The sequence below is a fragment of the Sphingobacterium sp. R2 genome (assembly GCF_040760075.1).
Classification (GTDB): Bacteria; Bacteroidota; Bacteroidia; order Sphingobacteriales; family Sphingobacteriaceae; genus Sphingobacterium.
This window is the reverse complement of the sequence record NZ_CP142884.1, coordinates 4,563,436-4,579,249: the sequence shown is the minus strand read 5'-3', so window position 1 is coordinate 4,579,249 and position 15,814 is coordinate 4,563,436. Positions and strand designations below refer to the sequence as shown.

The following is a 15,814-nucleotide window of genomic DNA, read 5'->3' as shown; positions in this document are numbered from 1 at the left end:
TTTTGTCATTATAGTGTTTATAAATTATTAGTTTTTAATAATTTGTGCATAATTATTAAAAATAGAATTAATTGAATATGATAATAGAACTAATGTTGGCGCAGTAGCTTTGGAGTGAACGAAATATTCAATCCATGCTATTAGATCTATTGTTCGAAAAAAAAATTAGACCTAAGGGTTTTCGAAAGATTGTCATCTTATTTATTTGTGCGTCTGCCGGTGTTATGTTGGGTTTTAAGTTGAAGCCAAAACAACAGCCAAAGCTCAGTAATGCTGTGTATGCAGCTATGCCGGAAGCGACTTACGGAAAGCTAAATTTGTTAACGTACAATATAGCTGGCCTTCCTGAATTGATTTCCAGTGCTGTAACCGAACGGTCTTCCAGTATTACGTCGATCGGCAATCGGATCAATGGGTTTGATATTGTCAATGTGCAGGAAGATTTTAACTACAACAAGTTCCTCTACAGCGAAAATAAGCATAGCTACCGAACGGCAAATATGGGTGGGGTACCTTTTGGGGACGGACTGAGTACACTTTCAAAATATCCGATTGTTGAGTTTGAGCGGGTAGGCTGGACTGATTGCAATGGTGCAGATTGTCTGACTCCTAAAGGCTTTTCTTATGCTCGAATTCAATTGGCCAAAGAGGTATTTATTGATGTTTATAATGTACATGCGACATCTCAGGATGATCCGAATGCAACGATTGCCCGGCAGAAGAATATAAATCAGCTAAAAGCCTATATTAAAATGTATTCGGCTGGCAGACCGCTTTTGATTATGGGCGACTTTAATGCACATTATGCTTACGAGCTGGATAACATCGGTTCTTTTCAGAAGGACTTAGGTTTGGTAGATGCGTGGGTAAGTTTACGCAACAAAGGTGATATTCCCGGGCACCAAGCGAATTTTGAAGCGAAAACAGCATTGGAGCTGACAGAGGACTGCGAAGGTATCGATAAAATTTACTATCGCAATAACCATCATTTGCTATTTGAGGCAAAGAATTATCAGGTTCAAAAAAAGCTTTTCCAAAACGAAAAGGGCCAAGATTTATCCGATCATTGTGCAGTGTCTTTACAATTAGGCTGGCGTATTGTCAAACCTTCGGTTCAATAAAATAAAAACTTTCTCAATTCTTTCATATCAATCGCGATTAGCACTGAACCCCTCAGTGCTTTTTTTAATGGGCATCAAAAAAGCCCCATAAAATGAATTATAGAGCCTTTATTAAATTGGGATAAATTATCTTATTTATACATTTCTTCACGTTGTGCTTTCACCACATCGCTATTGATGTATTCATCGTAAGTCATCAATTTGTCGATGATACCTTTTGGTGTCAATTCAATAATTCTATTGGCAACCGTTTCAGTCAATTCATGGTCACGGGATGTAAACAACATGGAACCTTTAAAATCAGACATACCGTTGTTTAATGCGGTAATAGATTCCAAATCCAAGTGATTGGTTGGTTCATCGAAAATTAAGAAGTTGGCACCCTGAAGCATCATGCGAGAGAACATACAACGCATTTTTTCTCCCCCAGAAAGTACAGACACTTTCTTCATAACTTCTTCACCGGAGAACAACATTTTTCCTAAAAATCCACGTATAAATTGCTCGTCTGCTTCTGGGTTAGTGGTATAATTTCTTAGCCAGTCGACCAAATTTTCATTTTTACCTTCAAAGAATTCTGCATTTTCAATTGGCATATCGGCAGGAGTGATCGTAACACCCCACTTGAATTCGCCACCGAAATTGGTATCTCTACCCGTCAGGATATCGTAGAATGCGGTAGTAACCAATGAATTTGGACCTAGAACAGCGATTTTATCGCCTTTATTAATCATAAACGTGATATCCTTAAAGAATACCTCGCCATTGACTGTTTTGCTTAATCCTTCAACTTGTAGCGTTTGATCTCCTGGTTCACGATTCATGGTATTGAACATGATAGCCGGATATTTACGGTTGGATGGTTTAATCTCGTCAATATTGATCTTATCCAAGGCTTTTTTACGAGAAGTAGCTTGTTTGGATTTGGAAGCATTGGCAGAGAACCGACGGATAAATTCCTGAAGTTCTTTCACTTTATCTTCCATTTTCTTGTTTTGATCAGAACGTTGCTTTAACGCTAATTGAGAAGATTCGTACCAAAACGAGTAGTTACCGGTATAGATTGTCATCTTACCAAAATCAATATCCACTGTATGCGTACATACAGCATCCAAGAAGTGACGGTCGTGGGATACAACTAAGACGATTGCCTCGTAACTCGCTAAAAAATCCTCTAACCATGCGATGGTATTAATATCCAAATCATTGGTAGGCTCATCGAGAATCAAAATATCTGGTTTGCCAAATAATGCTTGCGCTAAGAGTACGCGGACTTTTTGGTTACCGTCAATTTCAGAAACCAACTTATAATGTAGTTCTTCTTTAATGCCCAAACTGCTCAATAAAGTTGCGGCATTAGATTCGGCATTCCATCCATCCATTTCAGCAAAAAGACTTTCCAGTTCGCCAGCACGTTCGCCGTCGGCATCAGAGAAATCCTCTTTCATGTAAATGGCATCTTTCTCTTTCATGATTTTGTAAAGCTCTTGGTTACCCATCATGACAGTTTCAAGAACAGTAAACTCATCGAAAGCATAGTGATCCTGACTTAAAACAGACATGCGTTCGCCTGGCGTGAATGCCACTGAACCTGTCGAAGGATCAACTTCCCCTGAGATAATTTTTAAGAAAGTAGATTTACCTGCTCCATTAGCGCCAATAATACCGTAACAGTTTCCAGGTGTGAATTTTAGATTGACATCTTCGAATAGTACACGTTTACCAAAACGAAGGGAGAGATTTGACACATTAATCATGCTGCAAAGATACGTTTTAATATTGTATTTTTAACTATTTACGGTGATCAGTTTCAGGAGAAATTGAAGAGAGTAATGTTGGGGAAATCCACTGTTTTTAGCTTCTTTGGCAAACCTATATGCGCTGAAATTTCAATGGATGGAGAGGATCTTTGAAATGAAGCGTGAAATCAGGCAATGTGCGCAAACACTGAATTAATAAATTATAAATATTGTGTTGATGATTTAAATTGGCTTCTTTTTTGTGGGCAAGAGCTGAAATAAAATCAATTATGAAAAGAAATAGAATAACCGGTGTTGTTATACTTACAGTAGCTTTTTTATTTAATGTCCAAGGAGCCTCGGCCCAATTTGGAGGGCTATTGGATAAGGCAAGCAAAGCCGTTGCTTCCAAGGGAAGCAAAATGTTGGGTTTCGATAAACTGCTAAAGGAACCAGAAGCGATTAGTACAAGTTTTGAAGATGTAAATAGGAAGGGGGAGCAAATGCCCGATTTTCAAAATACGGCAGTTTACAAACCGTTAGAAAATCTACAAAGAAATGGAAGTGATGGCTATATATTGGAAGCCGGACATTTTGAAATGACCAATAAGAGCTATTGCTTGAAAGCAGGTACTTATGCGCCTTCGAAAGGTGATGGGTATATGTATGCACCTACGTTGGGCAAGAAGAGAGACGTGGTCATTGCAATTTTGAAAAGCGCTGAAAAGCACCCGGAAGTTGCACAATCTGATATACAGATGCTATTGTGGACGATCATAGCGAAGACAAAATTTATTGATTACTCGGGGCCAGTGAAAGAGACAGCCTTAAAGCTACTGACCGCTGAACAAATTTTACATTTGGAAGGTGGGGCTCTCGGCGTGCTGCCATTTGATGTTCTCCAAAAAGCCAAAGACCAGATGCCTCCAGCGGTTCAGACCATCTTTGAAGCGGAAAATAATATTCGACAACTGGTATCGTCCGGAAACTACTCCTATGCAGAGTTTGAACAATATGCAATAATGGCCGGTATGGCCGAACCTCGTGCGGATGTGCCAAGTGGGATTTGGACGCTTCATCCCAATGGTTATTATGTCCGATATTTTCCAAGCGGGTATTCAATGACAAAAGTGCAGGTGTATGTTCCACAGGAATTAATCGCAAAGTTGAATGGGAAGAGACTAGTCTACGACGCAACGGACGATATTGCTTGTCCAGCGAATACTGGATCGCAGCGGTTAGCGCAAACAAATGAGCCGATTCGGCATTAAGGCTTAGTAGGTATTGAAAGATCGGTGGGGAACTTGAGACACATGGGAGGAAATTTAATGAATAAGGGAGATCTACTGATCTCCCTTATTCATTAAATTTCCTCTTTTGCCTCCTGTATAATATATAAACAATGACAATAATAGCGATGATTGCTAAAATAATGTAATGGGAACCTGAATGTTGGGTTTTATCCTCTGTCGTCTGCGCATATGTAAAATTTGCCACGAAAAGAAGTACCATGAAAATCCACTTCTTGCACATAATAAACGGTTTATTAACTATAGTAGCAAGCTAAGTATTTTTTGCAACAAAGCCAAATTAATTTGGTAAAATAACTGCGCTTTTTATAAATTTTAATACATAACACCAGCATCTTACCATGATCTCTTTTTTATTTCGGTGCTCGGCTCATTTATTGCTCATAAAATTTAGATAATTCACTTGTTTATCCTTTGTTAAGGATCTGCATTTATGGGGGGGGATATTCCATAAATGGCCATAAAATCGTATCTTATGAACCTTTGTAAGCGTTTTTAGATATTCAAATCATGTCAAAACTTATCAATTTAACTGTCTTTAGAGAATTCTTAAAATCCAGCTTTTCAGGTGGAATTATACTTTTTTCTTGTGTTATTCTAGCATTGATCGTTGCAAATACACCTTTGTATGCCAGTGTAATGGAATTTCTGAACAGGGAAGTAGGCTTTGACAGCGATCATGTTCATTTAAAATATTCGTGGTTATTGTGGGTCAACGATGGTTTGATGGCTATTTTCTTTTTACTGGTGGGGCTTGAGATCAAACGTGAAATTGTAGAGGGTGAACTCTCATCACCAAGTAAAGCAATCCTGCCCATTTTGGCTGCGGTTGGTGGGGCACTTTTGCCTGCCATCATTTATTTTGCATTAAATCAGGGAACCGATACTGCAAACGGCTGGGGAATTCCTATGGCAACGGATATTGCATTTGCTTTAGCAGTTATCACGCTTCTGGGAAATAAGGTACCTGCCAGTCTTAAGATCTTTTTGGCTGCGCTAGCGATTGTTGACGACCTACTTGCCATATTGGTGATTGCGATCTTTTATAGCAATGGTATTCATGCGACCTATTTATTTATTGCTTTAGGTATATTTCTGTTTTTGATCGTGTTAAATAAATTGGGCGTTAAAGCGATATGGGCTTACCTGATTCCGGGTCTATTTATTTGGTACTTTGTTCACCACTCGGGAATTCATGCAACAATAGCTGGCGTGTTGGTGGCTATGACGTTACCAACAACACCGGACGCGGAAGAATCTTCCCTGGAAAAATTGGAACATATATTGACCAAACCTGTCAATTTCATTATCATTCCTTTGTTTGCATTTGCAAATACACTTATTCCAATCCATGGGGAAATGATTGGTGGTTTGACTTCAAAATTGGGGATCGGTATTATCCTCGGCTTAATCGCTGGTAAATCAATTGGGATATTTTTGATCTGTTTTATTGCTAAAAAATTGAAGATTGCGCAATTACCGGAAGGGGCTGGCTGGAAACAGATTTTTGGTGTAGGCTTGTTGGGGGGAATCGGTTTCACGATGTCGATCTTCATCTCGATACTATCTTTTGATGATAGCATGCTGATTGAAGAAGCAAAGTTCGCCGTTCTGATCGCTTCTTTATGCGCTGGCTTGCTTGGTTATACTGTTTTGAGTCTAGTGTCATCTGTAAACAAAAAACAGATTATAGATTAATTTCATCTACAGGAACATGCTATGTTTGGCTGCAACTTCATGCCTAATTTCTGCGTGGATTAGTCCTATGGCGACGTTGTTTGGAATAAGTAACGAGCTATAGGTATTAATTTTAGACTTTTATGAATTAGATTTAGTAATTTAGGGCACAACAATAAAAACAATACGTTGAGATTTGATGAATTTGGCTTTGTTCCAGCTTTGGAAGAAGGTTTAGAAAGTATGATGTTTGAGGAGGCTACGCCGATCCAAGAACAGACCATCCCGATTATTAAAGAGGGAAAAGATATGATTGCTTGTGCACAGACAGGTACAGGTAAAACAGCAGCTTATATGTTGCCGATCCTCGATGCAATAGCACGGAATGCAAGGGAATCTATCCTCGCCATTATCCTTGTTCCGACCCGGGAACTTGCTATGCAAATTGACCAGCAGATTATGGGCATGTCTTATTATACGGGTGCAACATCCATAGCCATTTATGGTGGTGGTGATGGTATGGGGTATGAACAGCAAAAACGGGCCATACGAGAGGGGGTAAATATCATTGTTGCTACGCCGGGAAGGTTGATAAGCCATCTTACCTCCATGAAGATTGATCTCTCTCATTTAAAGCACTTTGTTTTGGATGAAGCCGATAGTATGCTGGATATGGGATTTCAAGACGATATTTTACGTATTGTAAGTTATCTACCGAAGAAAAAGCAGATGCTTTTGTTTTCGGCTACGATGCCGATAAAGATCAGGTCTTTTGCCCGAAAAATTCTACAGGAGCCTGTGGAAGTCAATATTGCCATTTCTAAACCGTCGGAAGGGATAGATCAACGTGCACATCTTGCCTATGATCAACAGAAAATGGAGCTTCTGAAGTATATACTGAAGGATCCCAACTATGTATCTGTTATTATTTTTGCATCCCAAAAAACTACAGTCAAACTTCTCGCTCAGGAATTACAGAAACAGGGGATTGATGCAGAGGGTTTCCATTCGGATCTTGAACAGTCGAAACGGGAAGATATCATGGCCAGATTCCGGTCTCGTCAGGTGCGGGTACTGGTAGGGACAGATGTGATATCTCGCGGTATCGATGTGGTGGGGATCAGTTTGGTCGTTAATTACGATGTTCCACCGGATCCGGAAGACTATGTACACCGTATTGGACGTACTGCTCGGGCAGCAACTACAGGAACGGCCATTACCTTTGTCAATGAGAAGGATCAAAACCGTTTTGCTCAGATTGAGAATTTAATAGGTTATCCGATTGAACAGCTGCCATTGCCAGAGGGGTTTGAAGCGGGGCCCACTTATAATCCTGCCAAAAAAAAACCACAGCATAAGAAGAAGCGTTTCAATAGGAATAAAAATAAAAACTATCAGAAAGCTAAAAGAGCCTGATTTTAACATACGAAGCCCCCATATGAGAAAAATATGGGGGCTTTGTATTTTAGTAAATATTGTATTCAACTTTTATTCAATAGTCCATACGGCCAATTCATATCCGTCAGGATCCTGGAACTGAAATCTTTTTCCGCCCGGGAAACTAAAAATATCTTGTAATATCGTGCCGCCAGAACGGATAACCTGATCGCGCGTAACTTGCAGATCATCTGCATAAATAACGACAAGAATGCTGCCGTTTATTGGAGTGCCGAGCGTAAAGCCACCGTCAACATATTTTCCTCCAAAAGATGTGTATTCCGGTCCGTAGTCTGTAAACTCCCAACCGAAGCTCCCCGTATAGAATGCTTTGGCACGTTCAAGGTCACTTGATACAAACTCAAGGTATTGGATCTGCTGGTTAACAAATCTTTGTTCATTATCGGTATTGCTCATAAAGTAAATATCTATTTAATGTATGTAGAATAAATTGTTTGATCTGTTGTTCCGCCACCCAGCGCACGATAAAGATCTATGGCTGCGTTGAGCTTTTCCCGTTTTACTGTAATCCATTCCAAATCATTTTGGAGCGCATTGTTTTGGGCAGTTATCACTTCCAAATAGTTTGCCATCCCACTTTTATAAAGTAAGGCTGCATCAGCGGTGGCTTTGGCGAGGGCATTTGATTTGGCCTGGATAAGTTGCAGGCGCTGTTCCGTATGTTTGATTTTTGCCAAGGCATCCGAAACTTCTGAAACGGCGACCATAACCGACTGTTTAAACTGCAATGCTATCTTTTCGCGTTCGATGACTGATATCTCATAGTTTGTTTTTAAAGCCCCTTTCTGGAAAATTGGCTGTGCAATATTCCCCGCTATTGTTTTCACAATCGAACCTGGTAGATCAAACCATTTGTTAAATTGAATGGAGTTTGTACCAATGGATGGTGTCAAGCTTATGGAAGGGTACATCGCTGCTTTAGCGAGTCCCATTCTGCTTGTCGCAGCCACAACGGCGTATTCAGCTGCTCTAACATCTGGTCTGCGGCTCAAGAGTTCGGCCGGCACCCCTGCGGCAAGTCCGTCTCCAACAATCGTATCATCTAAACTTGCTGTACGTTGAATGCCCTCGGGGAAACCTCCGCAAAGAATGCTCAGTGCATTTTCTTCTACAGCCATGTTTTGATGGGCTAGGGGAATCAACAATTCAGCAGTTTTCTTCTGAGCTTCGGCTTGCTCCACGGCAAGCGAACTGACCAGTGATGAATTGTATTGCAAACGTATCATGCTAAGTGTGCTATCGCTCAATTGAACATTTCTTTGTGCAATCTTAAGCTGCTCATCCAAAGCAATCAGATTATAATAGGACTGGATGACCTGTACAATAACCCGGGTTTTCAGGGCCGATAAATTTTCCTTTTGGCCAAAAAAATTGGCCAAGGATTCCTCTTTTTGCATTTTTACCTTTCCCCAGATATCGGCTTCCCAAGACAATCTGAGCGTGGCGCTATAATCGTCCATATAAGGCGTCCCAATAAATTGGTCGCTCAGTGAGCCATTCAAGGAGTTGCTCGATAACCAGGTTCTGTTCGCTCCGATGCTTAAATCAGCTGTTGGTAGTAACCCCTTCTTAGACTGCTTGTACGCGAGTTCCAATTGTTGCATGTTGAGGAGTGCAACATTGACGTCTGTATTGTTAGATAATGCCTTCTCAATGAGTGAGGTCAACACGGGATCCTGTACAAATTTACGCCAGGATAGCTGTAGCGTATCAGACGTCAGCACAACCTCGCTGTTTTTAAAATTTTCGGGCATGGCTATCTCCTGACGTGTGTATTTTTTGCCCACGCTGCATGCGGACAACAACACGGTAGTGCTTGCGAAAATTGTTATATAGTGATGAAATTTTTTCATTTTAATTGTTTGTATTGTGTACTGTATTGTCCGTAAGCTTTTTACCTGAAACTCTTTCTTGCAAATATTGGAATACCAGGTACAGTAATGGTATAATAATTACCCCGAGGATAACACCGCTTAACATACCCATTGCTGCTCCGGTACTGATGGAATGGTTACCTGTAGCCGTCCCGCCGGTCGCAAACATCAAGGGTACCATGCCGGCAATGAAAGCCAATGAAGTCATCAAGATTGGGCGTAGACGAGCTCTTGCGCCTTCAAAAGCCGAATCAATGAGTGAGGAGCCTGCTCTTCTCCGCTGTAAAGCAAATTCAACAATCAAAATGGCATTTTTTGCCAAAAGACCGATGAGCATGATCAAACCGACCTGGACGTAGATATTGTTGTCCAATCCAATGGCACGTGTTCCTAGGAAGGAGCCGATTATACCTGTTGGGATTGATAACAGGACGGCAAGGGGCAATAAATAACTTTCATACTGTGCTGATAATAAGAAATATACAAATAGTAGGCTTAATGCTAGGATAAGTACGGTTTGGTTGCCCGAAGACTTCTCTTCCAAGCTAAGTCCCGTCCATTCGTAGCTATAGTCTCCCGGTAACTTGGTCAATACATTTTTCTCCAATGTTTCCATGATCGCACCATTACTGATACCAGGTGTGCTAACCACGTTTATCGTGAGTGAATTGTATAAATTATAACGAGTCACCGACTCAGGACCATACACTTTACGAAGTGTAATCAAAGTGTTCACCGGAACCATTTGGCCAAGATTATTCTTGACAAATATTTCGTTGAATGCTTCTTTATCGGTTCTATAGATCCCATCCGCTTTAACTGTTATCCGATAGAATTTACCGAAACGATTGAAATTCAATGATTGATCACCCGCAAAGTAGGTTTGAACGGACGAAAGCATTTCACTGACATCTACGCCAAGTTGGGCCGCTTTGTCTTCATCGACCTCCAGTTCCATTTGTGGATAATCTGCTCTGAACATGGTGTAGGCAAGCTGTATTCCCGGTTGTTTCATAATCTGTGCAATAACGGAGTCGGACATTGCTTTGAGCTCTACCGGCGATTTACCAGCCCGGTCCTGCAAAACGAGTTCCGCGCCATTCATCATACCATAACCATCAACAGGAGGGGAGCGAAAGGCCATTGCGTTACCTTCTTTGACACTGGATAATTTTTGTGAGATCACTTGGTGAATCTGGTCGATATCGTTCATCTCACCACGTTTCTTTTTATCTTTCAGGCGTATGAATCCTGTTGCATAGGCTGCGCTGGAGTTGTTGCCGATCATATTGAATCCAGTAATACTTGTATGGCTTTCAATAGAAGGTATATCGGCTAGTAGTTTTTCGATTTTTTCTACTGCTTTTGTGGTTCGATCAAGTCCCGTTCCTGGGGGCATTTCTAAACTGTATACGACAAAGTTATCGTCTTCCATTGGTACAAAACTTTTGGAAGTGCTTGTCATGAGGTATCCGGCAACACCGATCGTAGCCAGGATCAAAAGTGCCGAAATCCATTTTTTCTTTGCCAGGAATTTTAATGAACCAATGTATCGGTTGGTCATGTTTTCGAAGCCAGCGTTAAATGCTTTAAAAAAACGTTGAGAAAATCCTGTGTTCGGGGTCTGCCCATCGTGATTTTCGGCGTGTGTATTTTTAAGCAATAATGCGCAGAGTGCTGGTGTCAGTGTCAAAGCATTGATCGCAGAAATCACAATGGCGATAACAAGGGTATAGGCAAACTGTTTATAAAACATCCCCGATGAGCCTGTCATAAATCCAATGGGAATAAAAACTGCACACATAACCAAGGTAATGGAGATTACAGCCCCTGTGATTTCATTCATGGCACTATGGGTAGCCTGTTTGCCTGTTAAAGTGGAAGTCTCCATCTTTCCATGTACTGCTTCGACCACGACAATTGCATCATCGACAACAATACCAATGGCGAGTACTAGGGCAAATAACGTCAATATATTGATGGTAAAGCCAAACACCAGCAGGAAGAAGAACGTACCTACGATAGCTACTGGTACTGCGATTGCTGGAATAATAGTCGATCGTATATCCTGCAGGAACAAAAATACAACGAGGAAAACCAATATGAAGGCTTCAATCAATGTCGAACGTACTTGAGCCGTACTTTCATCCAAGCGTTCTTTGGTACTGATCAATTTAAAAATCTTGATCCCAGGAGGGAAAGAGCGTTGCGCTATTTCAATCTGTTTGTCGATTCCGATTTCAATTTCATTGGCGTTGGAGCCTGATGTCTGGAATATACCAATGGTAACGGTATTGAGGCCGTTATTTTGCGAATTACCACTATAACTAATTGAGCCAAACTCGATACGTGCCACATCCTTTAAGCGTACGATCTGAACGTCATTGTTTTTGACGATAATGTTTTCATACTGTTCAGGAAGGTTCTTTTTCCCTTTATAGCGTATGACATATTCCAGTGGTGCTTTTGATTCTTCCCCTAATTTTCCAGATGCAGATTCCAAACTTTGTTTGGAAATTGCAGCAATGACTTCTTGTGGCACAAGTCCATAACTCGCCATTTTTTGCGGATTCAACCATACACGCATCGAATAGTCTTTGGAACCGAATACCATGGCCTGACCAACGCCAGGTACACGCTTGATCTGTGGGATCAAGTTGATGTTCACATAATTCTGTAAAAATAGTTCATCATATTTTTTATTATCTTCTGTATAGATATTAAATATCATGATCATACTATTTTGTTGCTTGGAGGTCGTTAATCCCATTCGGACAACTTCCTGTGGCAGGATAGGAGTAGCCTGTTGTACTCTGTTTTGCACATTAACGGCTGCCTGATCTGGATTTACACCTGCTTTAAAGACAATACGCACAGAGAATGTACCATCGTTACTTGCAGTAGATGTAATGTATTCCATGTCCTCCACACCATTGATTTGCTCTTCAAGGGGTGTAACAACTGATCTCAATACTGTTTCGCTATTTCCTCCGGGATAGCTTCCGGTAACTTGAACCGTGGGCGGGGCGATATCCGGGAATCGCGTTTGAGGCAGCCTAAAAAGACCGATAACCCCCAATATGACAAATATGATCGATATAACAGTTGCCAAAACTGGCCTGTCAATAAATTTCTTTAACATTTTAGTTTAAATTTTATAAAGCTTTTAGTACCGTTTTTTTTCAAAAGTGAATACTGAATAGATAGGCTTGTTGCCTTTCTTTGAGCAGTTCTGCTTTTGCTATACCTGCTATCTTTTTTACATGGTGGATTTTTTAGTCGGTTGAACTTGCATTCCATCATTCAGCATGTCAATTCTATTCATAACGATTTTTTCACCAGCTGTGAGTCCCGATTTTAGTAAATAGGCGTTAGCGGTATTTCCTGCAATTTCAATCTGTTTCATGGAAATTTTATTTTTCTCACCAATAACATACACGAAATAGCGGTCTTGAATATCCTTGACAGCAGCCATAGGGACCAACAATACGTTTTCATGCGCTTTTTTCAAGATTACTTTTGCTGAGCCACCCGAACGGAGAATTTTGTCAGGGTTGATGAAACTTGCTTTAAGTGCCATGCTTCCGGTTGTTCTGTCGATGTTACCGCTGGCTAACTCTACTTTCCCCGAATGGTTGTATGCTGTTCCATCAGCCAATAAGAGCGTTGCTTGTTGATTGGATGATTTGTTATTCTGATCTTTGATAAAGGCTATAAAGTCGGCCTCACTCAATGAAAAATACACATTTACGGTATTAATTTCAGATAGCGTTGTTAAAGGTGTCGCGTCTGCTGCGGTAATTAAATTTCCGATCCGATTAGGGATACGGCCGATATAACCACTCACTGGTGCATTAATCAACGTAAATTTGGCATTTATTTGCGATGAACCTAGTGCAGCCTGTGCTTGCGCTACCTGTGCTTTGGCTGCGGCATAATTGGCCTCTACAGTTTTTAACTGTAATTCGGTATACACTTTACCTTCAACAAGGGGTTTGATTTTTTCAATCTCCAATTTAGCGTTTTGTTCTGCCGATAAAGCAGCTTGGTAAGCTGCCTTGCTGTTGTTTACTTGTTCGTTGTAGACATCAGCTTTTATTTTGAAAAGGGGTTGACCCTGGGATACATAGTCTCCTTCTTTGACATAAATCTGCTCGAGATATCCCGTTACCTGCGCTTTGACATCGACGTTGACGGTCCCCTCTAATGTACCAGGATATTTTTTTTCGGTCTCCGCGTGGGTGGGAGATAATTCGATAAAGTCAACAGTAACTGCTTGCTCTTGCGGTTGTTCTTGGTTGCCTCCACAGGACGATAATAATGCTGCTGCTGTAATAAGTGTAAGGAAAGGTTTTAAAGTCATCGTTCTTTGTGCCATTTTATCATTTTATAATGAAACAAATAAAAGAATTCTTTTAGGTTATAAGGCATAGAAATCTACCGAGACGTTACAATTGCTTACTGAAACGTATCAGTGATGATCTGAATTTTACGATATTAAATGGTCCGATCCAATTGTGTTGGAGATATTGGTCTTATCGATTGACATTCCCTTGTTCATCGCGAAAAACTTATTTTACCTTTCTGACGTAAAGGAGCAAACGGATCAGCTTTAACATCAATAGTCTAACCAAGTTTTCAGCAGTTGAGCCTTTTCTCTGCTCACAAGGATTTCCACTTGATCGTTATTTTTCATTTCTATTTTTAGTTTTCCGTTGAAGTGGTTATGTAATCTTTTGATCGCATCTATATGTACAATGAATTGCCTGTTGGCGCGGAAAAATACTTTTGGATTCAATTGCTGTTCGAGTTCTTCCATTGTTTGAGGTACAATTTCGACAGTACCACATTTGAGTTGCGCATGGGTGAGTTTAAATTCGGAATAGAAGTATAATATCTCTTCAACAAGAACGGTTTTATAGCCGTCTTTGAATGGAATTAGAAAGCGTGAGCGAAAATCTTTCGGATAGATAAAATCCAATAAACCTTGAAGCGGTTGTTGGTTGATCTGAAGATCTTTTTGATAGTCAAGTTTTTGGATGGCATTTTCCAGCTCTATTTTTTCTACAGGTTTAAGCAAATAATCTATGCTATAGAATTTAAAGGCCCTCACAGCGTATTCGTCAAATGCAGTCGTAAATATGATTGGGCAGTCTATTTTTATAGTCTCTAATATTTCAAAGCTTAAACCATCGGATAGACGAATATCCATCATCACCAAGTCGGGAAGTTCATTGCTATTGAACCAGTTGATGCTATCAGCGATATTATCTAGTACATCTAAAATAACGATGGATGGCTTCATTTCCTTCAAAAGTCGTTTTAAACGATCGGCATTGAGTTTTTCGTCCTCGATGATTAATACTTTGGTTATATTCATTATGCTTGCGCTAAAAGTGGGAGGATAACGTTAAATGTTTTGCCATCATTCTTTATTTGCAGTTTTAAGTTGGATAGCAAATCATATCTCTTAATGATGTTTGAAATCCCGATTCCCGATGATTCGGATACATTCTCAATAGGAATTAATATATTTTCAACAACAAGTTGATTCTGGGCGTTGGTGTAGACTTTAATTTTCAGCGGTTTTCTCTTATTTGTCTGATTATGCTTTAATGCATTTTCTACCAATAATTGTAAGGTAAGAGGAGGCAATTGGAAATTGCGTTTCGCAGGATTAACGTTTATCTCGAAGTTAACTCCAGCGCCGAATCGGCTTTTGATAAGAAATATATATGCATTTAGAAAATTGAGTTCTTCTTCAAGTGAGATAATATCTTTTTTAGAATTGATAAGAAGGTAGCGATATATTTTGGAGAAGTTTTCTGCATATTCATAACCTGATTGCTGGTCTTCGAGAATGATTTCTGAGAGTACGCTCAGGTTATTAAATACGAAATGTGGGTCGATTTGTAATTTTAACGATTGAAGTTCTGTTTCTAGAATGACCTGATCAAGCTTTGCTGCACGCATCGACTCATTTTTCCAGTTGGTGATCAAATGACTACCGATATTGATACCCATTATCATGAGCGCAATCAAAACACTAATTGTAATATTTTGAATCATGCCTCTTTTTTCCTCCAACGATGGTGCTATAGTAACATTCTGGGGACCAACGTAATATTTTGAGATGAGGTACTCCAAGAGTAAGTTGATAAATAATACCGTCAAGAGATTGATGACGGTTTCAAGTAGTAGTCGCTCCGTAGGGCTGTCTTTCCAAGTTAAAAACTTGTCAAGTTTGTCATGGACAATGATGCTGAATTCGGATATGATAAAGCTGTAGATGATCGTAAAAGTCCACTCGCCAAGTATTTCGAACATGTTTCTTTGAAAGTAGCCATCCCAACAATTCGAGAAAGGATCTATAATATAGGCGACCAAATAAATGAGCAGAAAGGACAGAAAGGTGAATATCAGCCTTCTTTTATTTTTACTAATTAGATTATTCTCGTCTTTATAGATCCTAATGTCCCGCATTTGCTTAACTTATATTTCTAAATGAAATATATACAAATTTTGTAATTTCTTTTAGTATTAGACGACAAATTTCTGCTGAAGCGTATAAAGCCACTACTGAAATATCAATTTTATGCACTCAGACGTATAATGCTGGAGCAAACAAAAGATGG

At 39.9% G+C, this 15,814-nt stretch carries 11 protein-coding genes; 4 read left to right on the top strand and 7 right to left on the bottom strand.

Annotated elements, in window-relative coordinates; all coding sequences use genetic code 11:
* Positions 1-134 precede the first annotated feature (134 nt).
* The gene (locus tag VXM68_RS19210) at positions 135-1,121 is read left to right on the top strand and encodes an endonuclease/exonuclease/phosphatase family protein (RefSeq protein ID WP_367209729.1); all 987 of its coding nucleotides are present in this window, start codon (positions 135-137) and stop codon (positions 1,119-1,121) included.
* A gap of 131 nt (positions 1,122-1,252) precedes the next feature.
* Here VXM68_RS19210 and VXM68_RS19205 read toward each other — a convergent pair whose 3' ends face one another.
* Positions 1,253-2,878 carry an ABC-F family ATP-binding cassette domain-containing protein gene (locus VXM68_RS19205; protein WP_294347116.1) on the bottom strand — a complete coding sequence of 542 codons (1,626 nt, stop codon included), beginning with the start codon at positions 2,876-2,878 and terminating at the stop codon, positions 1,253-1,255.
* A gap of 272 nt (positions 2,879-3,150) precedes the next feature.
* Here VXM68_RS19205 and VXM68_RS19200 point away from each other — a divergent pair, with 272 nt between their 5' ends.
* From VXM68_RS19200 to VXM68_RS19190, 3 genes are all read left to right on the top strand, one after another.
* A complete protein-coding gene (locus tag VXM68_RS19200; protein WP_367209728.1) occupies positions 3,151-4,131 on the top strand; it encodes a hypothetical protein in 981 nt (326 codons plus the stop codon).
* A gap of 549 nt (positions 4,132-4,680) precedes the next feature.
* Positions 4,681-5,868: a Na+/H+ antiporter NhaA gene (nhaA, locus tag VXM68_RS19195; protein WP_294182517.1), complete on the top strand. Its 1,188-nt coding sequence runs from the start codon at positions 4,681-4,683 to the stop codon at positions 5,866-5,868.
* Positions 5,869-6,036: 168 nt separating this feature from the next.
* A complete protein-coding gene (locus VXM68_RS19190) occupies positions 6,037-7,263 on the top strand; it encodes a DEAD/DEAH box helicase (protein ID WP_367209727.1) in 1,227 nt (408 codons plus the stop codon).
* A 72-nt stretch (positions 7,264-7,335) separates the two neighbouring features.
* Here VXM68_RS19190 and VXM68_RS19185 read toward each other — a convergent pair whose 3' ends face one another.
* From VXM68_RS19185 to VXM68_RS19160, 6 genes are all read right to left on the bottom strand, one after another.
* On the bottom strand, positions 7,336-7,701 hold the full coding sequence (locus tag VXM68_RS19185; protein ID WP_294182515.1) for a VOC family protein: 366 nt from the start codon (positions 7,699-7,701) through the stop codon (positions 7,336-7,338).
* An 11-nt stretch (positions 7,702-7,712) separates the two neighbouring features.
* The gene (locus tag VXM68_RS19180) at positions 7,713-9,158 is read right to left on the bottom strand and encodes an efflux transporter outer membrane subunit (protein ID WP_367209726.1); all 1,446 of its coding nucleotides are present in this window, start codon (positions 9,156-9,158) and stop codon (positions 7,713-7,715) included.
* 1 nt (position 9,159) lies between these two features.
* Positions 9,160-12,321 carry an efflux RND transporter permease subunit gene (locus VXM68_RS19175; RefSeq protein WP_367209725.1) on the bottom strand — a complete coding sequence of 1,054 codons (3,162 nt, stop codon included), beginning with the start codon at positions 12,319-12,321 and terminating at the stop codon, positions 9,160-9,162.
* Positions 12,322-12,438: 117 nt separating this feature from the next.
* Positions 12,439-13,557 (bottom strand): efflux RND transporter periplasmic adaptor subunit, encoded by a 1,119-nt coding sequence (locus VXM68_RS19170; protein ID WP_294182512.1) that lies wholly within the window; start codon positions 13,555-13,557, stop codon positions 12,439-12,441.
* Positions 13,558-13,797: 240 nt separating this feature from the next.
* Positions 13,798-14,559 (bottom strand): LytR/AlgR family response regulator transcription factor, encoded by a 762-nt coding sequence (locus VXM68_RS19165; RefSeq protein ID WP_367209724.1) that lies wholly within the window; start codon positions 14,557-14,559, stop codon positions 13,798-13,800.
* Entirely contained in the window at positions 14,559-15,506 is a 948-nt protein-coding gene (locus VXM68_RS19160) for a sensor histidine kinase (protein ID WP_294182510.1), read from the bottom strand. The genes VXM68_RS19165 and VXM68_RS19160 overlap by 1 nt, the downstream gene beginning before the upstream one ends.
* Between the last annotated feature and the right edge of the window lie 308 nt (positions 15,507-15,814).

Bases quoted from the DNA above. Each gene is read 5' to 3' on its own strand.
- VXM68_RS19210 (WP_367209729.1), top strand. From the start codon at position 135: ATGCTATTAGATCTATTGTTCGAAAAAAAAATTAGACCTAAGGGTTTT.
- VXM68_RS19205 (WP_294347116.1), bottom strand. From the start codon at position 2,878: ATGATTAATGTGTCAAATCTCTCCCTTCGTTTTGGTAAACGTGTACTA.
- VXM68_RS19200 (WP_367209728.1), top strand. From the start codon at position 3,151: ATGAAAAGAAATAGAATAACCGGTGTTGTTATACTTACAGTAGCTTTT.
- nhaA (WP_294182517.1), top strand. From the start codon at position 4,681: ATGTCAAAACTTATCAATTTAACTGTCTTTAGAGAATTCTTAAAATCC.
- VXM68_RS19185 (WP_294182515.1), bottom strand. From the start codon at position 7,701: ATGAGCAATACCGATAATGAACAAAGATTTGTTAACCAGCAGATCCAA.
- VXM68_RS19180 (WP_367209726.1), bottom strand. From the start codon at position 9,158: ATGAAAAAATTTCATCACTATATAACAATTTTCGCAAGCACTACCGTG.
- VXM68_RS19175 (WP_367209725.1), bottom strand. From the start codon at position 12,321: ATGTTAAAGAAATTTATTGACAGGCCAGTTTTGGCAACTGTTATATCG.
- VXM68_RS19170 (WP_294182512.1), bottom strand. From the start codon at position 13,557: ATGGCACAAAGAACGATGACTTTAAAACCTTTCCTTACACTTATTACA.
- VXM68_RS19165 (WP_367209724.1), bottom strand. From the start codon at position 14,559: ATGAATATAACCAAAGTATTAATCATCGAGGACGAAAAACTCAATGCC.
- VXM68_RS19160 (WP_294182510.1), bottom strand. From the start codon at position 15,506: ATGTTCGAAATACTTGGCGAGTGGACTTTTACGATCATCTACAGCTTT.